Origin of the sequence: Pseudoalteromonas sp. 13-15 (genome assembly GCF_001468205.2) — a bacterium.
Taxonomy (GTDB): domain Bacteria; phylum Pseudomonadota; class Gammaproteobacteria; order Enterobacterales; family Alteromonadaceae; genus Pseudoalteromonas; species Pseudoalteromonas marina.
Map to the genome: position 1 here is coordinate 1,133,164 of NZ_CP019162.1, position 22,220 is coordinate 1,155,383.

The following is a 22,220-nucleotide window of genomic DNA, read 5'->3' on the forward strand; positions in this document are numbered from 1 at the left end:
TTATTTTAGCTCTTCAAAAAAAGTACGTAATACGTTTGTGATATCGCGATGTACTTTATCAATTTCTTGATTGGCATCTACGGTTTTAATTGAGTTGTCGTCGCTTGCAAGCTCTAGGTAGCGCATGCGTGTACGCTGAAAAAACTCAATGGCTTCTTGCTCTATTCGGTCAAGTTCACCTCGCCCTTTAGCACGTTCAAGGCCAATTACTGGGTCTATGTCGAGGTAAATGGTTAAGTCGGGCTTTAGGCCTTTTAATACCATAGACGATAACGACGCTAGTGTATTTGAGCTAATGCCGCGCCCGCCGCCTTGATACGCCTGCGACGATAAGTCGTGACGGTCGGCTAATATCCATTTACCTTGCTCAAGCGCAGGGTTTATTACGTTATGCATTAGCTGCGAACGTGCGGCGTACATAATAAGCAGCTCAGTTTCGAAGGCTATTTCTTCTTCGTGTTCGGCTTTTACTAAGGTGCGTAACGATTCGGCCAATGGCGTGCCGCCAGGTTCGCGTACGTTAATGTAATCTATTTGTTTTTTGTTTAAAAAGTCTTGGCAAAGTGAAATAGCGGTTGATTTACCCGCGCCTTCTAAGCCTTCTACTACTATAAATTTTGGTTTCATAAACACGTTAATTCTTTTTATTTAAAATATAGGTTTTAACTGCCGCGTTATGTTGTTTTAACGTGGTAGAAAATTGGTGACTGCCATCGCCTTTTGCTACAAAGTAAACATAGTCGCTTTGTGGCGGGTTTACCGCAGCTAAAATAGCTTCTTTTGATGGCATAGCTATTGGCGTTGGCGGTAATCCATCAATACGGTAGGTATTGTATGGCGTGTGATTGCGTAAATCTTTGTATTTAATATCACCATCAAAATTTTCACCCAGGCCGTAAATTACGGTTGGATCGGTTTGTAGGCGCATTTTGGTGTTTAACCGATTAACAAAAACCGAGGCAATTAACGGGCGCTCGCTGGCTACTGCGGTTTCTTTTTCAATAATTGAGGCCATTATTAGTGCCTCGTACGCAGTGCTGTAAGGTAAATTGTTAGCACGTTTTTGCCATGCATCGCTTAGTGTTTGTTGCATGGTTTGCGCGGCGCGTTTTAATACACTGCTTGCGGTATCGTTATGCTGGTAGTGGTAAGTATCTGGAAATAACCAGCCTTCTAACAATGTATCTTCATTTATAATTTGCTTACCTAACTCGTCTAACTTTAGATCGTTATTTAAATTAGGCGCATTTTTAATATTTGCTAATACATCGCGCAGCGCTTGGCCTTCAATAATGGTAAAGCTAAAGCTGATTTGTTGACCTTGGTTTATTTTTTTTATGTTATTAATAACACTGGTATTTGAAAGCTCGTAAAGCCCGGCTTTTAAATCGGTTAGTGTGGGGTCTAGCTTTGCAATAACTTGGTAACGCCAACAGCTTTCAACCCAGTTTTTTCCTTGCCATTGCTGGCATAATTTATTAAAACCGGTGCCCTTTTTTACCTCAAATTGCGTGCTTTCGCTTATATTTAGCGGGCTTTGTAGGGTTGCCTGCAATTGCTGATAGCCAATAGCTGTGCTAATGATCGCTAAAAAAGCGACTGATAAAATAACTTTTAACACTAAGCCTCCTTGGCTAATAAATTAGTTAGCAATGCGTTGCTGTGGGCTACATTAAAGCACTGTTGCTCTATGCGATTAACAGGTACTGCATGCATTAAGCTGTTGCATACAAATACAGCATCGGCCATGGTTAAATCGTTTACTGTAATGTGTTTAAACTCAACCGTTAATTTATCACATAACGCTTGCAGATAAACGCCCTTTATACCGCATTCATTGAGCTTTGGTGTAAATACTTTACCGTGTTTAATGGCAAATATATTAGCTGCTGAGGCTTCAATTACCTGGTTGTTGTAGTCGAGCACAAGTACGTCGTCGCAATTTTGCGTTTGCATGGCTTTTTTAATGAGTACTTGCTCTAACCTATTTAGGGTTTTTAGTCCCGCAAGTAAAGGCTGCGCCGCTAATTTAATAGGGCTTATTTCAAGGCTAACACCCTGCTCTACAAGTGAATTGTAGTTTGCAGGGTATTCAAGCACGCTTACTATAATTGTTAAATTACATTCGCTCGGTAAGTTATATCCACGCCCGCCTTCACCGCGTGTTACGAGTATTTTTAACACGCCCGTTTGCTTTTGTTTTACTTGATTGTGTATGTGTTGCTCTAAAGGGCTAAAGTCGAGTTCAGGAAAGGCTAATCGCTCGGCACATTCAGCTAAGCGAGCTTTGTGGTGGTGCCAATATTCAACTTGCCCATTTACAATTTTTGCTGTTGTAAAAAAACCATCGCCATAGTTTAAGCCTCTGTCGGTTATGCTAACGGCGTTTGATTGACTGGCATTTATGATTGTTTGCGTATTATTTATTATTTTTTGCATATAAAAAAAGCCCAGTTAAACAACTGAGCTCTTATAAAGTGGTTCGTTGTTAAAAAAGATTATACCTTTTTAAATAGCAACGAGCCATTAGTACCACCAAAGCCAAATGAGTTACACAGTGAATAATCTAGTTTTGCATCGCGTGCTGTATGCGCAATGTAATCTAGGTCACAGCCTTCATCTGGGTTATCAAGGTTGATAGTAGGCGACACTTTTTGATCTTTTAGCGACAATATCGACACGATTGATTCAACTGAGCCCGCTGCACCTAGTAAGTGACCCATCATCGATTTAGACGAGCCAACCATTACGTCTTTTGCAGCATCACCAAAAATAGATTTAACTGCGGCAGTTTCGGCTTTATCGCCAGCGTTGGTCGATGTACCGTGGGCGTTTATGTAACCTACTTGCTCTGCATTTACTTGCGCATCTTTTAATGCGTTTTCCATTGCAAGGGCTGCGCCTGCGCCGTCTTCTGGAGGAGATGTCATGTGGAATGCATCGCCACTCATACCAAAACCAACTAGCTCGGCATAAATGTTTGCGCCACGTGCTTTTGCGTGTTCGTATTCTTCAACAACTACAACACCAGCACCATCAGAAAGTACAAAACCGTCACGGTCTTTATCCCACGGGCGCGACGCTGCTTGTGGGTCGTCGTTTCGTGTTGATAATGCGCGTGCCGCGTTAAAGCCACCCATACCTATAGGTGTACACGCTTTTTCGGCACCGCCAGCAACCATTGCGTCGGCATCGCCGTAGGCAATCATACGTGCTGCATGGCCAATGTTATGTAAACCTGTCGTACACGCAGTTACAATTGAAATGTTAGGACCACGTAGTCCGTACATTATTGATAAATGACCCGAGATCATATTAATAATGGTAGAAGGCACATAAAATGGAGATAGCTTACGTGGGCCACTGTTAAGTAACTTAACGTGGTTTTCTTCAATTAGCGTTAGGCCGCCAATACCAGAACCAACAGCAACACCAATGCGCGTTGCGTTTTCTTCTGTGATTTCTAAACCTGAATCTTTAAAGGCTTGAACACCCGCTGCTAAACCATATTGGATAAATAAATCCATTTTTTTTGCATCTTTTGGTGGCATATAAGCCGATGCATCAAAGTCGTTGATTAAACCAGCGAACTTTGTTCCAAATTTTGATGTGTCAAAGTGTGTTATTGTTTGTATACCACTTTTAGCATCTAATAAGCCTTGCCAGGTTGATTGAACATCATTGCCTAGCGGCGTCAACATTCCTAAGCCAGTTACGACGACACGACGTTTAGCCACGGTTTGCCTCCAATAAGGGATATTTATAATTTTATTAAAATTTTAACCATTTTAATTTTTAAATGGTTTTTTAATCCAATTAGATTCACAAGGGGATCATCATACCCAAGCAACCTCAAAGTGCGAGTCTCAAACTTGTTTGACAACACATAACACAAACAAAATTAATGTTAGTTAAATTTGGGGAGTTAAGGTTTGATTTTTGAATCATGAACTTTGAGGTGGTTTGGATACATAGATTAAAGGCAGCGAATGCTGCCTTTAATATACAATTGATTACTCAGCGTGAGCTGTTACATAATCGATTGCGCTTTGAACTGTAGTGATCTTTTCAGCTTCTTCGTCTGGGATCTCAGTGTCAAACTCTTCTTCAAGAGCCATTACTAGTTCTACAGTATCAAGAGAATCTGCACCTAGGTCATCTACGAAAGAAGATTCGTTTTTAACTTCTTCTTCTTTAACACCTAGTTGTTCAATGATAATTTTTTTTACGCGTTCTTGGATATCGCTCATTCTTCTTTCCTTTATTAAAACGCCAATGCGTTATTTTCAGATTGCGGGGTAGTTTACGCCGCATAATTCTCTGATTCAATGATCTGACCGTAAATAATTGTCTGGTCAAACCTCTGAGTGTGTGTTTTCCCTGTTATCGCTTATTTTAATAGCAATTTCAAGTATGTTTAAAGCAAGTTCACAAATAATTCAATGTTTTTTAGTGAATTATGCCAACTTAATTTTACTTTTGTAATGGCTATATGGTTATTAAACCATATACATCGCGCCATTTACATGCAAAGTTTCGCCTGATACATACGCAGCAGCGTCAGATGCTAAATAACACACTGCAGCTGCAATTTCGTCAGGTTGACCTAAACGGCCCGCTGGCACATTAGCTAAAGTGGCTGCTTTTTGGTCATCGGTTAGCTCGTTGGTCATATCTGTTTGGATAAAACCCGGTGCAATTACGTTCACTGTAATACCGCGCGAGGCAACTTCGCGTGCTAATGATTTAGAAAAACCAATAACACCCGCTTTAGCCGCAGCGTAGTTAGCCTGCCCTGCATTACCCATGGTGCCTACTACCGAACCAATATTGATAATACGGCCGTTCTTTTTCTTCATCATTGGGCGTAACACTGCCTTAGATAAACGGAAAATAGAGCTTAGGTTGGTGTCGATAATATCGTCCCACTCGGCTTCTTTCATTCGCATAAGTAAATTGTCGCGCGTTATACCTGCGTTATTTACTAGTACGTCAATATCGCCTAAGTCTGCTTTAATTGCAGCCAAAGTAGCCTCAATTGAAGCAGGATCGGTGACGTTTAATGCATAACCTTTACCGTTATGACCTAAATAGTCACTAATGTTAGCCGCACCCGACTCGCTTGTTGCTGTACCAGCGACTTTTGCGCCTTGTGCAACCAGCATAGTTGCAATTGCTTTACCAATACCACGGCTTGCGCCTGTAATTAGGACAACTTTGCCCTCTAAAGAAAATAAGTTAGACATTTATTTACTCTTATTTAGCTGTATCAATTGAAGCGGCGTCGTTTACTGAGCCACATACCATTGCTTTATCAATTCGTTTTGCCAGGCCTGTTAATACTTTACCCGGACCAAATTCGTAGCTCTGCGTTACACCTTGCGCCACTAAAGCTTGCACTGTTTCTGTCCAGCGTACTGGGCTGTATAATTGACGCACAAGTGCATCTTTAATCGCGTTAGCTGAACTTTCTGCTTTTACATCTACATTATTGATTACATCACACTTAGGTGTATTAAATGTTAAAGCGGCTAAATCATTCGCCAGTTTTTCTGCTGCCGGCTTCATCAGTTCGCAGTGCGAAGGCACACTAACCGATAACGGTAATGCGCGTTTTGCGCCCGCTTCTTTACAGGCTACTGATGCTCTATCTACCGCCGCTTTATGCCCGGCTATTACTACTTGACCTGGTGAGTTGTAGTTAACTGGCGATACAACTTCGCCTTGTGCTGATGCTAAACACGCCGCTTTAATTTCGTCGTCGCCTAAACCAATAATAGCCGCCATCGATCCCACACCTGCTGGTACGGCTTCTTGCATGTACAAGCCACGGTTTTCTACTAATTTTACAGCTTCGCTTAAACTAATTACGTTACTGCATACCAGTGCTGAATATTCACCTAAGCTGTGTCCTGCCATGACAACATCGGCATCTGGATTTTTAGCTAACCAGTCGCGATAAATCGCAACGCTTGCGGTTAATAATGCAGGTTGAGTTCGGTGGGTTTCGTTTAGTTTTTCTTCTGGACCGTTAAGAACTAACGCTGCTAAGTCGTATCCCAATGCGGTTGATGCTTCTGCAAACGTTGATTTTACAATGTCGGAGGTTTCTAAAAGCGCTTGTAACATACCTACGCTTTGCGAACCTTGACCTGGGAATAGAAGTGCAATTTTTTGTGCCATACTTTGCTCTTTTTAATTAAACAAATAAATAATGAAATACACGGCACATCAATTTACTGATTGGCCACCGTGTCTTTAGAATGTGTTTTTTCGAAAATAGCGGCTATTTTAGTGGGAAGTTGGCGTTCAACTTCTTTTACCGCTTCATCGATTGCTGCTTGAAATGCCTTAGCTGAGGCGTTTCCATGGCTTTTAACGACAATACCGCGCAATCCTACCAGAGAAGCACCGTTATACTGGTCGGGGTTCACCCTTTTATAGAGTTTTTTTATGATTGGGCTAAGGATAAACGCCATACATTTATATATAAGGTGTTTTTCGAGGGCTTTTGAGAACTTATTCATGATAAGTTTGGCTATGCCTTCACAGGTTTTAAGGGCAACGTTGCCAACAAACCCTTCGCATACGATAACGTCAGCCTTACCTGTAAAAATATCGCTACCTTCACTGTAACCAATATAATTTATATGTGGGCTTTGCTGCATTAATTGCGCAGCGTGTTTTATGTCGTCGTGGCCTTTTATGTCTTCTGCGCCAATGTTTAACAAACTTACGCGTGGGTTATCACAACCAAGTGCTTGGCCAGCAACCACTGAGCCCATTAGACCAAATTGGTAGAGTATTTCGCTATCGCAATGTACGTTTGCGCCTAAGTCGAGTAAATACACTGGATTTTTACGCTCTGTTGGTACAGATGAAATAAGTGCGGGACGTTTTACACCAGGCAACATTTTTAATACGTAATGCGCCATAAAAAATAACGCGCCAGTATTACCTGAACTTACGCATGCTTGAGCCTCGCCTGATTTTACTAAATCAAGGGCAACGCGCATTGAAGAATCTTTTTTTGAACGAACAGCAACAGCAGGTTCGCAGGCATTAGTGACTATTTCACTGCAATGACGAATTATGAGTCTTGGGTGAGATAAAGAATCGAGGGATTCGAGTTCTTTAGATATAACTTGCTCGTTACCACACAGTATAAGTGTAAGGTTGGCGTGAGCGTTTACTGCACTAACAGCAGCAGGAATAGATGAACGGGGGCCGTAATCGCCCCCCATCATATCTAACGCTATGGTTAGATTATTCAGCATCAAAGCAATCTCTTAGTTAGAAATTACTTGAACGCCTTTGTAGTAACCGTCAGCAGTTACATGGTGACGACGATGAGTCTCACCTGAAGTTTGGTCAACTGTTAAAGTTGGACCGTTGATCGCATCGTGTGAACGGCGCATGCCGCGTCTTGCACGAGACTTTTTGCTTTTTTGTACAGCCATTAGTCTTCTCCTAAGAATCTTTCTTAAGTTGTTTCAAAATATCAAATGGATTTGGTTTATCATCTTCCGCTTTTAATACACCAAAGCTGGCAGGCTTTGACGAGTAATTGCACGAAGCTTCGTTGTGTGTAGGCACTAATGGCACCGCTAAAATTAATTCGTCTTCGATTAACTCAAACACGTTAATTTCACCGTTTTCATCAAGCGCTACTTCATCGTAGTCTTCTGGAAGATCATCCGACTCAGCATCCAAACCAATTGGCGAATACATAAAGTCTTGATCCAAATCCAACCCTAAATCATCATTACAACGTTGACAAGTTACAGTAACGTGTGTGGACAAATTGCCGCTAATCACAACTAAACCTTGCTCATCGTTTTTGCACTGAATTTTTACCGCTATTTCACCTACTTCTTCCTGTACAACACCTCGTAAACGAGTCAGTTTTTCAAGCGGTACAATACCATCGTATGATAAACGGTGTTGCGCTGCTTTCCCAGGATGAAGAGTGAAGGGAATTTTTACCTTTTGCATAGGGGCTGCATCATATAGATAGTTAGTTTGTTAGTCAAAGTAAAAAACCATTTTTACTAGGTTTTTCACGTGTTTTACTCACGGATCTGATTTATCCTAACTCAATCTGATTTATCTTAGGAAAACCATTCATGAAGCACTCGCTTATTTTAGCCTCAAGCTCGCCTTTTAGGCAGTCTTTATTACAAAAATTTAATTTACCGTTTAAAGCCTTTTCACCCGATGTTGACGAATCAGCACTTGAAAACGAAACACCCAATGAGTTAGTTAAGCGTTTAAGTGAACTTAAAGCTGCTGAAGCTACTAAACATTTTAACGAAGGTTTAGTTATTGGCTCTGATCAAGTGGCTGTGTTTAATGACCAAATTTTAGGTAAGCCGCACACTAAAGAAAACGCCGTAAAGCAATTGAGCCTGTTTAGTGGCCAAACAGTTACTTTTTTAACCGGATTATGTGTTTTTGATATTCAAAGTGGGCAAAGTAGAAGCCTTGTTGAACCATTTAATGTGACTTTTAAAACACTCACTACAGCACAAATTAGCGCTTACTGCGATGCAGAACAGCCTTATAATTGTGCTGGTAGCTTTAAAAGTGAAGGACTCGGCATTTGTTTATTTGAAAAACTAAGCGGTGACGATCCCAATAGTTTAATTGGATTGCCACTCATTAAACTCAGCCAATTATTAGCTGAGTTTAATGTTGATGTGTTGAGCCTTCAAACCAAATAACGCTTGCTTTAAGTGTTAGCCTATTAATACCTGTTGCAACTGTTGGTAGCTATCCACTGTTGCAATTGGGTCATACTCACTTAATTGCTGTGCATTGTGTACACCCATAGTAACGCCTATTCGGTCCATGTTTGCTGCCCTACCCATTGCCATATCAATTTGTGTATCACCTATCATTACAGCTTCGTTGGCACTTACGCCAAGCTCCGCTAATAATTGATAAAGCATATCGGGTGAGGGTTTAGACTGTGCGTCGTCACTTGTGCGGGTGGCACTAAAAAAATGCCTCAGCTGGCTTTGATCTAATAATCGTTCTAAGCCGTCTCTTCCTTTACCTGTTGCAATAGCAAGTACTGCCCCGTTTTGTTTAAGGGCATTGAGTACGTTTGCTACATCATCAAATACAGGTGTAGGTGTTGGGTCAACTTTATAATGTGCCTTGTATGCATTAATTAGTGCGGTTTGCTTTGTTGGGTAACTGGGGAATAGCACCTCCATTGCCTTTTCAAGCGACAGTCCAATAATATTTTTTATTGCGGTGTCGTTTGGCGGTGCAATATTTAAAGATTGTGCACTGCATTTAATACAGTTAACTATTTTGCCAATTGAGTCCATGATGGTGCCGTCCCAATCAAAAATAACTAATTTGTATTGATTACTGGCCATACATTAAGACTCTTTAGCTGCGCGTAACTTTAATAAGCAATTGCTAAGGGCTTTATCAAGGGGTGCTTCTACACGCATAGTGGTTTCGTTTTTAGGGTGATAAAAACTTAAATCGTGCGCGTGTAAAAATAAGCGATTTAAACCTACTTTGCGCATTCCTGCGTCAAACGCTTGGTCACCGTATTTATCGTCGCATGCAATTGGATGCCCTTTGCATTGGGTGTGTACACGAATTTGGTGTGTTCGCCCTGTTACTGGCGACGCTTGTACAAGTGAACATTCGTTAAAACGCTCTAGTACTTTAAAACGAGTATGCGACGGTTTGCCTTCAACATTATCTACACGTACAACGCGCTCGCCCGATTTAAGCGTGTTTTTGCGCAGGCCTTCGGTTACGTTTTTAGTTTTACCATCCCACTGGCCGTCAACTAACGCCCAATAGTTTTTTTCCATGGTTTTTTCACGAAGTTGCTCGTGTAACGATGTTAAAACTGAGCGGCGTTTTGAAATTAGTAGACACCCCGATGTATCGCGGTCAAGCCTGTGTACTAGCTCAAGGTTGCGCTCTTCTGGGCGAAGTACGCGCAGCGCTTCTATTAAGCCATAACTTAAACCACTGCCGCCATGAACAGCCATGCCTGATGGTTTATTTATAACAATGAGGTATTTGTCTTCAAATAAAATATCGTCTTCAAGACGCGTTACTTTATCTAGTTTTGAAGGCACAAACTCTTCGCGCTCTGCCACTTTTATAGGTGGGATACGAATAACGTCGTCTAACTGTAATTTATATACTGGCTTAATACGTTTTTTATTTACACGCACCTCGCCTTTACGAAGAATTTTGTAGATTGCGCTTTTAGGCACCCCTTTTAAATGGGTAATAAGAAAGTTATCAATTCGCTGACCTAAATGGTCTTCGTTGATCGTGACAAAAGATACTTGTAAGCCGGTTTTTTCTGACATTGCCTAATCACTGATTTAAGTAAAATAATTTAGTTGCTAACACAGTTATAATAGTGGGATAATCAGCAGCGCAAATATTTAGTATTTGCAAATAACAACGGTGCTTTTTAACTTAACACATTAAAACATTCGTGATGCACATTCTGGGTAGCCGATCATACAGATCCGAGTTAAGTTTTCCAAAGCTTTTATACATACCTAGTAAACACGTGCGGTCAACTAACAGCAATGCGCGTAATATATTGCAGGTTAAGTTTGAACATGAAGTGGTTTTTAATGCGATTGAAAAAGCAATGAACAGATAATTTGTCTGATAGTGACGGCGTAAAAAGCGCCGTTCAGCAACTGCTCAATTATTGTAGTACCGTAAAGCAGCTTATTTAGAACTAAAAAAATCTAATAAATAAGTATTCATTAACATCGGCAGCGAATTTTGCTCTTAAACCAGGATTTAGCGATACATCACACTGTATTGCTCACCCACTTAATGAGCCCTACGCGCCTAATATGAATGACATTTAATAAGATTGATATGACAGGCCGACTTCTGGGTAAAACTTGTAGACGTAGCTGAAAAGCCGACAGTTTTAACACCATTAAGAATTTAATAGCGTTTAGTACGCTATTGTTTGCCAGCATTTAAAAAATACTGCTTACGAAAATACAGAGCCGTTCCGTTAAAGACCCAGTCGTGAGGCTGCACATTCTAAAAATAGGAACAACTGAACAGGCGAGAAAACATCGTCATGTCAGCGACATAATTTAATAGAGTAACAATATGAAACGTATGCTAATCAATGCAACGCAGCAAGAAGAAATGCGCGTAGCACTGGTTGATGGCCAGCGCCTATATGATTTAGATATAGAAAGCCCAGGTCACGAACAGAAAAAAGCCAATATTTATAAAGGCAAAATCACACGTATTGAACCATCTTTAGAAGCAGCATTTGTTGATTACGGTGCTGATCGTCATGGTTTCCTTCCTTTAAAAGAAATTGCCCGCACTTACTTCCCTGCTGGTTACACCTTTAATGGTCGTCCGAATATTCGTGACGTGATCAAAGAAGGCCAAGAAGTAATAATTCAGGTTGATAAAGAAGAACGTGGTCAAAAAGGCGCAGCGTTAACAACTTTTATTAGTGTTGCTGGTAGCTACTTGGTACTTATGCCTAATAATCCTCGTGCTGGCGGTATTTCTCGCCGTATTGAAGGTGATGAGCGTACCGAACTTAAAGAAGCACTCAGCCGTTTAGAACTACCTAAAGGTATGGGCTTAATTGTGCGTACTGCGGGTGTTGGTAAATCGTTTGAAGAATTAAATTACGATTTAAAAGCGTTATTAGTTCACTGGGAAGCTATTAGACAAGCTGCCGACAGTGCTAAAGCGCCGTTTTTAATTCACCAAGAAAGCAACGTAATTTTCCGTGCGATTCGTGATTACTTACGTCGTGATATTGGCGAAATTTTAATTGATAAGCCACGTGTTTTTGAAGAAGCTAAAGCGCACATTGAGCGTTTTCGTCCTGACTTTATGAGCCGCGTTAAGCTTTACCAAGGCGACACACCGTTATTTACGCATTACCAAATTGAAAGCCAAATTGAGTCTGCGTTCCAACGTGAAGTGCGTTTACCATCAGGCGGCTCAATTGTTATTGATCCTACTGAAGCACTTACGTCTATCGATATCAACTCGTCTAAAGCAACAAAAGGTGGCGATATTGAAGAAACAGCACTTAATACTAACCTTGAAGCAGCTGACGAAATTGCACGCCAATTACGTTTACGCGACTTAGGTGGTTTGATTGTTATAGATTTCATCGATATGACACCGCCACGTCACCAGCGTGAAGTAGAAAACCGCTTAAAAGACGCTGCGCGCCCAGATCGTGCTCGTGTACAAATTGGTAAAATTTCTCGCTTTGGTTTACTTGAAATGTCGCGTCAGCGCCTACGCCCTTCGTTAGGTGAAGCAAGCCAAGGTGTGTGTCCTCGTTGTAGTGGCCAAGGTACGGTTCGTTCTAACGAGTCGATTGCTCTGTCTATCCTTCGTTTAATTGAAGAAGAAGCAATTAAAGACAACACAGCACAAGTAAATGCACAAGTACCTGTTGCTGTTGCTGCCTACTTGTTAAACGAACAACGCCGAAGTGTTCACCGTATTGAAAAGCATCACAAGTGTGATGTAGTGATTATTCCTAATCAACACATGGAAACACCACACTACGAAGTAATGCGCTTACGTAAAGACGAAACACTTGAAACAGTAAGTTACGAGCAAGTTGTTGCGCCTGAACCAGAAGCGTTTGAAATGTCAAAATCGCCTGCAGCACCTGTTCGTGAAGAGCCTATGCTGAAAGGTGTTGTTATGCCTTCAAGCCCTGCTCCACAAGCAGCGCCTGCTCCAGCAGCCAAGCCTGCAGCGGTAGCCGCTAAAGAAGAAGCGGGTTTATTTACTGCACTTGCGAACTGGTTTAAATCTATTTTTGCTAGCGAAACACCTGAGCAGAAAAAAGAAGCCGTTGAAAAGCAGCAAGAAGAAGCACGTAATAATAAGCGCCGTGGAAACGATAATCGCCGTCGTAATAACAATCAACGTCGTCGTAATAACCCACGCTCTAAACAGCGCACAGAACGCAATACTGATGAAGTAGAAACAAAAACTAATTCACCGGTAGCAAACGAGAACCAAGAGAAGAACGAAAACCGCAACAAGCGTCGTCGTAATTCTAACTCTCGTAAGCGCCCTGAGCACAAAGCAGATAAAGATCAAGTTAAAGCGGCAGATGCGCCTGCAAAAGCAAATACTGACACGAATGCTGCAGAAGCACCTAAAGAGCACAAGCCTAAGGTTCGTCGTCAACGTCGTAACGTTCGTAAGAAAGTACGTATTCAGGACGAAAACGCTGAGCAACTACAAGCAACTGAACAAACTCCTGTTGAAACAGCTGCAGTAGAAGAAAAGCCGCAGGTTCAAGCAAAGCCTGAAGTTCAAGAAAAGCCTGTAGCCGCTGAAAAGCCTACACCTGTAAAAGAAGAAAAAGTAGAGACTGTTGAGTCGAAAGATGAAACTGTAGCAACTGAAGAAGAGCAAACGCGTACACGTTCGCGTCGTTCTCCTCGCCATCTTCGTGCATCAGGTCAGCGTCGTCGCCGCCCTGAAGGTGAAAGTGCTGAAACTAAATCTGATGAAGCCCCAGCTTTTGTACCGGTTGCTGACCAAGCTGCTGCAGAGTACGAAGCAGAACTTAAAGCTAAATCGGAAGAAACGGCTGTTGACGCATCTGAACAGGTTGAACAAGCAGTTGCTGTTGAAGATTTAGCTAAAGTTGAAGTTGCTCAAGAGCAAGTAAAAGCTGAAGAACCAGTTAAAACTGAAGAGCCAGTGCAAACTGAAGAACCAGTGCAAGCTGAAGAACCAGTGCAAGCTGAAGAACCAGTGCAAGCTGAAGAGCCAGTTAAAGCTGAAGAATCAGTTGAAACTGAAGAACCAGTTAAAGCTGAAGAATCAGTTGAAACTGAAGAAGCAGTGCAAGCTGAAGAGCCAGGGCAAGCTGAAGAACCAGTGCAAGCTGAAGAACCAGCTTTAGAAGCTGAAGTGGTACCGGTTGAAACTACAGAGACGCCTGTAGAAGCTAAAGAAGCACCAGTAGTTGAAAAAGCGGCTGAGGCAACTTTAAATTCTAAAACAGTGATCACTAAAGGACACGCAAGTGCGCCAATGGCACAACCTGCTCCAGCAGCAGATAGTGAAGTAAAACATGTACCAGTGGCTATGGCTCACGATAAACGTGAACTTATCCCTGATAGTGGTTTACGCCCGGGTTCAATTAAACCTGCTGGTCGTGCAAGTTCTGCAATGACAAAAACGTTAAGCGCTGATTAGTAAATAACGCTTAATTTAAAAGCCCCGCTATTTTTAAATAGCGGGGCTTTTTTGTTTTAAATGGGTGATGCTTTTACTTAGCACAAAATACAGTAACAAGAAGCTGCGCTTCTAACGTGAGCAAGTTCTACGTCTACAAGTAAATATTAAACAGTGGCATAACGCCTTTAAATGGACTACTTACTGGCTTTTAAACACCGGGTTTTTATCCTGAAAGCAAATACTCACAAAGAGGTTAAGAGACGCTGCGCTTTTAGAGAAGTGAAAATATGGCTTAAATTTGTCTTTCTGCTCATTTGCTCCTCATTCTCTTCTCTTTGTGCAATTTGAATCTTTAATTTAATAAAAGATGCGAAAAATTAGCAGCTAGCTTTAAATTAACTATTGGCGTAACAGCCAATAAAAAAGCGCGATATAACTATCACGCTTTAAATCTCTTTATTGTGGGAATACTTGGCTTATTCGCCTTCACTTTCCATAAAGCGTTGCAGTTGATCTTTAAGGTTTGGTGGAATACCTTTAATCACTAACGTATCTGTTGCTTCGTTGTAGGTTACACGCTCACCTAAATGCTTGCGCTCAAAGCTTACACTCACACCGCCGCCTAAACCTGAAAATTTAACCATACTGGTTACGGTTTTTTTATCGACTGGGAACGTTTCTTCTAAATCGTAACTTTGGTCCTTGCAAAAGCTGTCAAACGGGCTGTCATTACCTTTTGAAATAGCCGCTGATAGTTCGGTTACGCTTGCTTCTTCACCGGTCGTTACACAATCGTTACAGTAATCAAAAACCTGCTTACGTAAGTCGTCTTTTTCTGATTTATCAAACTGTTGCTCAGATAGGTAATCTTCTACTGCATTTAGCATAACTTGGCTTTGTTGTTTAGGATCAACACCTTCTTCACAGCCTAAAAAGTCTAAGAAAAAATCAGCAACTTTTCGCCCTGCTCTGCCTTTAATAAACGAAATATAACGATTATCCTCAGGTTGTGTATCCCAAGCCGTTAAGTCTATACGAGCTGCTAATTGCATACGAGAAATATCAAGATGACGCGATGCTGCTAAATCAAGCTCAGAGGTCATTGAGTAATGCTCTTTGATATTAATCATAGCAATTAACATGTAGTCCGTAGCCACGTACTGATAATGACAAAATACCAAGTAGCCTGTTTCGTTAAATGCGTATTTATCTAGCTCTTCTTTTAATACGGTAGATGCTTGCTCAGTTAAATGCCAAAAGCCCAGCTCGTTATTGCGGTAACTTTGCATTGATGACGCAACAATACTGTTTTTCTCGCCACTAAAGGCACAGTAACCTTTACCTGGCTTGCCCGTGAATGCATGGTGTAATTGTTCGATAAAAACAGCGACTTTATCATTAATGATCATTTCGTCGTTGCGAAGGTGAATTTGCGTATCGTCATCTTTTTTGTCTACATAATGAACGACTAATTTTTTAACGTCTGTTGTCATCTTTGTTTTTCACGCCTCAAGTGTTAAAATACGGGAATATAACTATTTTATTGAACCAACTGATGCCAATCTTATCAAAATACTCTAATGAAGAAGTAGAACAAATCGTCGACCAGCTTATTGATGTGTTAACTCAACACAAAGCACCGGTTGATTTAAGTCTTATGTGTTTAGGAAATTCTATCACGCATATCCTAAAAGAGCATGTACCAACAGGGAAAAGACAAGCTGTAACTGAGAACTTTGCAAAAGCACTTTCACAGTCGGTTAAATAAACGCATGAATTTATCGCAGCACAATCAGTTTTCATCAAAAGCAAGTCAGTTGCTAAGTTGGGGGCATTGGTTTACCTTCGCCAACATAGGTTTAGCGCTACTAATTAGCTTAAGCTATTTATTTGCTGACTCGCCACCAACAAGCTTTATGGGCATTACATACATGCTAGTAACATGGCTTAGCCATACTAGCTTTATTGCCTTTTTGGCGTTTGTGCTGACGGTATTTCCTTTAAGTTTAGTGTTTCCTTACCCACGCCATATTCGTGGCATGGCCGCTGTTATTGCCACCTGTGGCGCGTCTTTATTAACGTTAGACGCCTATGTATATGTTAACTTGGGTTATCATTTAAACCCTTCAGCCCTGCCTGAAATTATTTCCTTACTTTGGAACCGCTTAACCACTTCTCCAGCGCTTACTACGTTTCTTGCGGGCGGTATTGTACTATTGATTTTAGGTTTTCAATTAGTGGTAAGCAATTATACTTGGCACCATTTGGCACGCTTAAAACAGTTTAAATTTGCACGCTATGCAATTTCGTTTTTAGTGGTCTGTTTTGCTTTTAGCCACAGCATCCATATTTGGGCAGACGCTAACTTAAAATTTGATATTACCAAGCAAGACAATGTGTTGCCGCTTTCATACCCAACCACTGCGAAAAGCTTATTGGCTAAAAACGATTTACTAGATATAGAAACTTATAACCAAGCTCATAGCGTAAAAATTAATAACCAAAATATTAATTATCAGCCACCGGCTCCACTGCTAAAGTGTGATGACTTTACTCAGGCTAATGTAGACATATTTGTATTTGAAACTGATGCACAACTAGTTGAGTTTGCAAATAACCACAAAGAGCTTCATAAAACAGAACTGTTTTTACAGCCTACTAACCATGACGATACGCTGTTTGGTTTAGTATATGGCTTACCTTCATTTTACAAAGCCGCTATTTTACAAGAACAAATACTGCCTGCATGGCAAAGCCAGCGCCGTAGTATTGAAGTTATAGGTATTGATAGCCTTAGCTTTATTAATGATCAAGCTCATACCAATAATGCCATTAGAGTTATTAATGGTGCTGCCGAGCAAGCGCCACGTAACAATTCGCATGTTTTTGCCTTTAGTTTAGCAAGCGATAACGCTGAAGTAGTCACTACATCAACCTTATATACTTCTGATAAGAATATTGCTGAAGTAAATGGGCTTATCCAACCTAGCGATTTAATTACAACAAGCGTTGGCAAATACTTAAATTGTAGCGCCATTGCTAAGCAAACAATGCTCGGTGTAAACTTATATAAGAAAAAAGATGATATGGGTGTTAACTACAGCCAAGGTGTTGTAATTGCATATAAAAAAGATCGAATCACTTTAATAGACTCAGATGGTAACTTTAAAAATATTTCTGCCGCTGAGGGGTTTTCTATTGAACAACGCTTAGATATCCCATTTTTAGTACAAAGTATTAAAAAGCTAAAAACCTTCTCTGAATAGTCATGATGTTAACCTAGCTTGCGATACTGCCAAGCTAGGTTATAGTTTTATAACACGTTAATTGCTTAGCAAAAAAAATACGTTCATGGATGGCTATTATGACTAAACCTACTTACCTTTTTATTGTGCTTGTTACTCTTTTATTGAGTACACACAGCAACGCAACTACCTACTACAAATGCGTGACCGAAAAAGGCACAACCTTTTCTCAGTTCCCTTGCGATAACCAAGCGACAGCTTATAAAGTGACTACCGCTAATGTCACAGAGTCAGGGCCTGATGTTGATTATTCAAAACAATTAAATGCACTTGAACGAGAACAGCTTTTAAAAGGCTTAGAGGCAGAGCTACGCAGTAACAACCATAAGCTTGCTATTCTCGACAGAAACAAACAACGTAATGAATACAAGCAAAAGGAACGCCTAAATCATATTCTGGCTGACGACGATAAAAAGCGAATTTCAAAAGACATTACAAAAAAACTGAAGCTAATAAATAAAGAATATAAAAAAGAAGTATCTACAGTCACCAAACGAATTAAAAAACTTGAGAAAAAAATCGAACGTTACAAAAAAAAGTAATTAGCAAATATATTACTTAACTTACAATTTGTACTTTTAGTTTATCGATTAATTTAGCCCTAATTAATTTAGCTTGGTTTTAAACTTAAAATAACATACCCTTAACAAAATAGAGTATAAACTCTAGTGTCAATTAAGGAGTGCTAATGCAGCCACGTAGTATTGCTGAATTAATTTTAACTGGCTTTAAAAAGCACTATCAGCTTTTTCAAAAAATAACCGCTCAAGCGCCCCTTGCCTTTGCCAAACAAGACTGGCAAGCAATTAATGATATTAGCCGTTTACGTATTAGTTATTACGATGAGCGCGTTAACGAAACAATACATACCTTAAAGCAAGACCATCCTTCGTACGAACTTGACGAAACCCTTTGGCTTGAAGTTAAAAAGTTATACCAAGAGTTCTTGTGCTTTCACCCTCAGGCTGAACTTGCTGAAACATTTTATAATTCGGTGTTTTGCAGGCTTTACCATAGACGCTATTTTCATAACGATTTTATATTTGTACAAGCCACCCTAAAAGATGCGCCATCGGTTCCTGTTGAGTCAGAATACCGAAGTTACTTTCCGGTTGTTGATGGTCTTAAACCCACAATTAAACGCATTATTAACCACTTTGACTTTAAAGCACCTTTTGTTGATTTAGAACGCGATATTCGTCTGCTAGTAAAAGCATTTTATAAGCAAGCCCCCGACACTCATCATCAACCCTGGAAAATGCGCTTTGATATTTTACATACCGCGTTTTATCGCAATAAAGCGGCTTACATAGTGGGACGGGTTGTGTCTGAAAGTGGTGTTCAGCCGTTTATAATTGCTGTTCTTCATCACGAAGATAAAGGCTTATATTTAGATGCCCTACTCACTAAATCATCACAGATGCGTGTTATTTTTGGTTTTGCCCGCGCTTACTTTATGGTTGAAACGCACGCGCCTTCTGCGCTGGTACGCTTTTTAAATGAGCTTATGCCCAATAAAACTATGGCTGAACTCTATAACGCTATAGGCTTTCATAAGCAGGGAAAAACCGAGTTTTATCGAGAATTTTTAAATCATTTAACGCATTCGAATGACGAATTTACCATTGCACCAGGTACTCCAGGTATGGTGATGATGGTGTTTACCCTGCCTTCTTTTGGTTATGTATTTAAAGTCATTAAAGACAAATTTGGTGAGAGTAAACCATTTGGCCGCGATACAGTTTTGAAAAGGTATCAACTCGTAAAAAGCCATGACCGAGTTGGCAGAATGGCCGATACAATAGAATATTCAAACGTCGTATTTCCTTTGGCGCGCTTTGATAGTAATTTACTTGAGCAGCTGCACAAAACAATTGGCTCGTCGATGGTCATTGAAGGTGATTGGCTGATCATAAAACATTTGTATATTGAGCGCCGTATGACGCCACTAAACTTATTTTTAGAAAATGCTGACGACGAAAGCGCTGCAGATGCAATAGAGGAATACGGCCAAGCCTTAAAAGAAATGATAGCGGTTAATATTTTTCCTGGTGATATGCTATTGAAAAACTTTGGCGTAAGTAAACATAAACGCATTATTTTTTATGATTACGACGAAGTACAATATTTAACAGACATGAACTTTAGAGCTTTACCTAAAGCGAAAAGTTACGATGATTACTTAATGGATGAGCAAACTTACTCTGTTGCCCCGCAAGACGTTTTTCCGGAGCAACTTTGCACATTTGTAACACCCAATCCAACATACAAACAGTTTTTAATAAGCACACACCCTGAACTGATTGATGTTAATTTTTGGAAGCAGGCCCAACAAAATATAAAAAATGGCCTAATAAATCATATTTACCCGTACCCGACAGCACAGCGTTTTATCCATCACTGGTAAACGCAAGGACACACACATGAATATAAGCAAAATAGATTTAAATTTACTTGTATACCTCGATACACTACTTCGAGAGTGCAACGTTACACGCGCAGCAAATCAACTTAGCATTACTCAACCGGCCATGAGTAACGGCCTAAAGCGCCTTCGAAACCTTTTTAATGATCCTATTTTAGTTCGTACCAGCGATGGTATGGTACCAACAGAGCGTGCCATAGAGTTACAGCCAGTTATTCGTGGCATACTTATGACACTTGAAGAAACACTCGCACCAAATAGAGAGTTTGAAGCCAGCCAAAGTAAACGTGTATTTAGGATAATGGCCAGTGACTATGCAGCAAGCACACTTGCACCAAAACTACTGAGCAAACTGCACGAAGAAGCCCCAGATACAACCTTAGATATACTTACGCCAAGTGACGTGACCTTTCATGATGTTGAAAATGGTAAAGTAGATATGGCAATCAACCGCTTTGAAAATCTACCACAATCGTTTCACCACAAACGTATTTGGAAAGACAGCTTTTGCTGCCTTGTAAAAGCAGACAACCCAATTATTGAAAACTTCAGCCTTGATAGCTATCTAAAAGCGCGCCATATATGGGTGAGTAAAACGGGGTTTGGTGTGGGCGTTGGTATGGACCCTAAAGATGTGCAAAAGCTAGGTTGGGTTGATGAAGCACTTGCTCACTTTGGGAAACACCGAAATATTGCCACATTTACACGTAATTACCATGTAGCCATTCACTTGGCAAAAGAGCAAAATTTAGTGGCCACTTTGCCATCAAAGGCCGCAAATATTTATTTAGACGATGCCGGCCTTAAAATTTTAGAGCCACCATTTCCTATTCCTCCTTTTGAGTTAGATATGATCTGGAGCCCACTGCTACACAGGGATGCAAGCCATATTTGGCTTCGCCAAAAAGTAGCTGAAGTGGCTGATGAGCTAAAATAAACTTATTACACGGTTATTTGTAAGATTTGCTAGGCGTAAAATTATTTTTCGCCTAGTTATTTTTAATAATAAAAATATACAATTAAATATCAACAACTTAAACCACCCTTTTAAAATGGAATGGCCCTTGCTTTAGTTATGATAAGTTTCATTCATAACATTAAAGAGGTCATTATGAACACCCTTCAAGGAACAGACGCTAATCATATTTCAGACATCATTCAAGTAATGAACAGCGGTATCGATTTTTACCAAAAAGCACAAGAAAATATTAAAGACCCTGCTATTGGAGCATTATTCCAGCGCATGATTGACGCACGCAGAGTCAGCGTTGAACGCCTGCAACCCTATGCTATTAACGAGCAAGGTGAGCGAGAGGAAGGCTCTTCATTTGCTGTTGAAGCGCGCAGAGCATACACCGCACTTCTTACTACATTTGGCTCAAACAACGACAGCACGTATGTAAGCGAGCTGGAAGAAGTTGAAGACAAAACACTAGCAGAAATTAAAGAAGCGATGGATAAGCCACAACCCGCAGATTGTGAAGCCGCGCTTGCTGCAACACTTCTTACAATGCAAAGCTGTCATGCTGAAATGAGCCGTATGCAAAAAAGCTAAATAACCTGAATTCTATTTTAGCTATTCAGTAAATTATTCCCCATACAAACCCAGCGATAGGCTGGGTTTTTTATTGCTTTAAAATCATTTAACCTGTTTGAGTAACATGTCAGAACATAGTTTATACAAATATTTAATGTTATTAGAATATTTATTTAACTGTATTATTTTTCAGCTGTGCTAGTTTTGTTAATAGGATCCTAAAAACCTCGCTGTGGCGCCGCAGCTTTAATTAAAATAGTAAGGTCCAATATGAAAAATAAAACAGCTAAACTGCAAAATAACGCCGACGTAGACATGACCCCAATGCTTGATATTGTGTTCATACTGCTCATATTTTTTATTGTTACTACTTCATTTGTTAAACCCGTCGCCATTGAATTAAATCGCCCATTAGACAAACCAAGTATTGAAAAACAAAGTAAAAATGCAGTTTTCAGTATTGATGCAAATAACGGCGTTTACTTTTCAGGGAGGTTAATTGACTTGGAGCAAGTGTCGAACAACTTAGCCATGTTTGCAGCTAAATATAAAATAAGCTCTGTGCTTATAAAAGCAGATGAAAACAGCAAGCACAACACACTGATGACTGTGATGAATAGCATTAAAGAGTACGACAACTACGCTATTAGCTTGGTTTCTGACTAAAACCTGTTAGCTAATTAGCCTTAAATATAAACCCAAAAAAAGGGCCTTGCGGCCCTTTGAGTTAAAT

22 protein-coding genes are annotated in these 22,220 nt (G+C 40.3%); 9 read left to right on the forward strand and 13 right to left on the reverse strand.

Features of this window, described 5'->3' with window-relative positions:
- From tmk to yceD, 10 genes are all read right to left on the reverse strand, one after another.
- Positions 1-627: a dTMP kinase gene (tmk, locus tag ATS72_RS05255; RefSeq protein WP_010557316.1), complete on the reverse strand. Its 627-nt coding sequence runs from the start codon at positions 625-627 to the stop codon at positions 1-3.
- Positions 628-634: 7 nt separating this feature from the next.
- Positions 635-1,621 (reverse strand): endolytic transglycosylase MltG, encoded by a 987-nt coding sequence (mltG, locus tag ATS72_RS05260; protein WP_058429080.1) that lies wholly within the window; start codon positions 1,619-1,621, stop codon positions 635-637.
- On the reverse strand, positions 1,621-2,439 hold the full coding sequence (pabC, locus tag ATS72_RS05265) for an aminodeoxychorismate lyase (RefSeq protein ID WP_058429081.1): 819 nt from the start codon (positions 2,437-2,439) through the stop codon (positions 1,621-1,623). Before pabC ends, mltG begins: the two co-directional genes overlap by 1 nt.
- A 59-nt stretch (positions 2,440-2,498) precedes the next feature.
- Positions 2,499-3,737 carry a beta-ketoacyl-ACP synthase II gene (gene fabF, locus ATS72_RS05270; RefSeq protein WP_058429082.1) on the reverse strand — a complete coding sequence of 413 codons (1,239 nt, stop codon included), beginning with the start codon at positions 3,735-3,737 and terminating at the stop codon, positions 2,499-2,501.
- Positions 3,738-4,013: 276 nt separating this feature from the next.
- On the reverse strand, positions 4,014-4,250 hold the full coding sequence (gene acpP / locus ATS72_RS05275; RefSeq protein ID WP_006792304.1) for an acyl carrier protein: 237 nt from the start codon (positions 4,248-4,250) through the stop codon (positions 4,014-4,016).
- Between the two features lie 249 nt (positions 4,251-4,499).
- Positions 4,500-5,246, reverse strand: a complete 747-nt coding sequence (fabG, locus tag ATS72_RS05280; RefSeq protein ID WP_058429083.1) for a 3-oxoacyl-ACP reductase FabG — start codon at positions 5,244-5,246, stop codon at positions 4,500-4,502.
- Between the two features lie 10 nt (positions 5,247-5,256).
- The gene (gene fabD / locus ATS72_RS05285) at positions 5,257-6,183 is read right to left on the reverse strand and encodes an ACP S-malonyltransferase (RefSeq protein WP_058429084.1); all 927 of its coding nucleotides are present in this window, start codon (positions 6,181-6,183) and stop codon (positions 5,257-5,259) included.
- Between the two features lie 53 nt (positions 6,184-6,236).
- Entirely contained in the window at positions 6,237-7,277 is a 1,041-nt protein-coding gene (gene plsX, locus ATS72_RS05290; protein WP_010557311.1) for a phosphate acyltransferase PlsX, read from the reverse strand.
- Positions 7,278-7,289: 12 nt separating this feature from the next.
- Positions 7,290-7,460: a 50S ribosomal protein L32 gene (gene rpmF, locus ATS72_RS05295; RefSeq protein WP_004587686.1), complete on the reverse strand. Its 171-nt coding sequence runs from the start codon at positions 7,458-7,460 to the stop codon at positions 7,290-7,292.
- A gap of 10 nt (positions 7,461-7,470) precedes the next feature.
- Entirely contained in the window at positions 7,471-7,995 is a 525-nt protein-coding gene (gene yceD / locus ATS72_RS05300; protein WP_008126337.1) for a 23S rRNA accumulation protein YceD, read from the reverse strand.
- A 131-nt stretch (positions 7,996-8,126) separates the two neighbouring features.
- On the opposite strand from yceD, the gene ATS72_RS05305 reads away from it, so the two are divergent.
- Positions 8,127-8,723, forward strand: coding sequence for a Maf family protein (locus ATS72_RS05305; protein WP_058429085.1), 597 nt, complete (start codon positions 8,127-8,129; stop codon positions 8,721-8,723).
- A gap of 15 nt (positions 8,724-8,738) precedes the next feature.
- Here ATS72_RS05305 and ATS72_RS05310 read toward each other — a convergent pair whose 3' ends face one another.
- A complete protein-coding gene (locus ATS72_RS05310) occupies positions 8,739-9,389 on the reverse strand; it encodes an HAD-IA family hydrolase (RefSeq protein WP_058429086.1) in 651 nt (216 codons plus the stop codon).
- A gap of 3 nt (positions 9,390-9,392) precedes the next feature.
- Positions 9,393-10,355, reverse strand: a complete 963-nt coding sequence (gene rluC / locus ATS72_RS05315; RefSeq protein ID WP_058406047.1) for a 23S rRNA pseudouridine(955/2504/2580) synthase RluC — start codon at positions 10,353-10,355, stop codon at positions 9,393-9,395.
- Positions 10,356-11,133: 778 nt separating this feature from the next.
- Here rluC and rne point away from each other — a divergent pair.
- Entirely contained in the window at positions 11,134-14,238 is a 3,105-nt protein-coding gene (gene rne / locus ATS72_RS05320; protein ID WP_058429087.1) for a ribonuclease E, read from the forward strand.
- Between the two features lie 458 nt (positions 14,239-14,696).
- Here rne and yejK read toward each other — a convergent pair whose 3' ends face one another.
- Positions 14,697-15,713 carry a nucleoid-associated protein YejK gene (yejK, locus tag ATS72_RS05325; protein WP_058429088.1) on the reverse strand — a complete coding sequence of 339 codons (1,017 nt, stop codon included), beginning with the start codon at positions 15,711-15,713 and terminating at the stop codon, positions 14,697-14,699.
- 62 nt (positions 15,714-15,775) lie between these two features.
- Here yejK and ATS72_RS05330 point away from each other — a divergent pair, with 62 nt between their 5' ends.
- The 7 genes from ATS72_RS05330 to ATS72_RS05360 all read left to right on the forward strand — a co-directional run bounded on the left by ATS72_RS05330 (position 15,776) and on the right by ATS72_RS05360 (position 22,153).
- Positions 15,776-15,988 (forward strand): DUF1414 domain-containing protein, encoded by a 213-nt coding sequence (locus tag ATS72_RS05330; RefSeq protein WP_006794656.1) that lies wholly within the window; start codon positions 15,776-15,778, stop codon positions 15,986-15,988.
- 4 nt (positions 15,989-15,992) lie between these two features.
- Positions 15,993-17,486 (forward strand): DUF3413 domain-containing protein, encoded by a 1,494-nt coding sequence (locus ATS72_RS05335; RefSeq protein ID WP_058429089.1) that lies wholly within the window; start codon positions 15,993-15,995, stop codon positions 17,484-17,486.
- A gap of 98 nt (positions 17,487-17,584) precedes the next feature.
- Positions 17,585-18,067 carry a DUF4124 domain-containing protein gene (locus tag ATS72_RS05340; RefSeq protein WP_058429090.1) on the forward strand — a complete coding sequence of 161 codons (483 nt, stop codon included), beginning with the start codon at positions 17,585-17,587 and terminating at the stop codon, positions 18,065-18,067.
- Between the two features lie 146 nt (positions 18,068-18,213).
- The gene (gene aceK / locus ATS72_RS05345; RefSeq protein WP_058429091.1) at positions 18,214-19,932 is read left to right on the forward strand and encodes a bifunctional isocitrate dehydrogenase kinase/phosphatase; all 1,719 of its coding nucleotides are present in this window, start codon (positions 18,214-18,216) and stop codon (positions 19,930-19,932) included.
- Between the two features lie 16 nt (positions 19,933-19,948).
- The gene (locus ATS72_RS05350; protein ID WP_006794660.1) at positions 19,949-20,887 is read left to right on the forward strand and encodes a LysR family transcriptional regulator; all 939 of its coding nucleotides are present in this window, start codon (positions 19,949-19,951) and stop codon (positions 20,885-20,887) included.
- A 174-nt stretch (positions 20,888-21,061) separates the two neighbouring features.
- Positions 21,062-21,505, forward strand: a complete 444-nt coding sequence (locus ATS72_RS05355) for a ferritin-like domain-containing protein (protein ID WP_008126367.1) — start codon at positions 21,062-21,064, stop codon at positions 21,503-21,505.
- A gap of 252 nt (positions 21,506-21,757) precedes the next feature.
- Positions 21,758-22,153, forward strand: coding sequence for an ExbD/TolR family protein (locus ATS72_RS05360; RefSeq protein ID WP_006794662.1), 396 nt, complete (start codon positions 21,758-21,760; stop codon positions 22,151-22,153).
- Positions 22,154-22,220 lie beyond the last annotated feature (67 nt).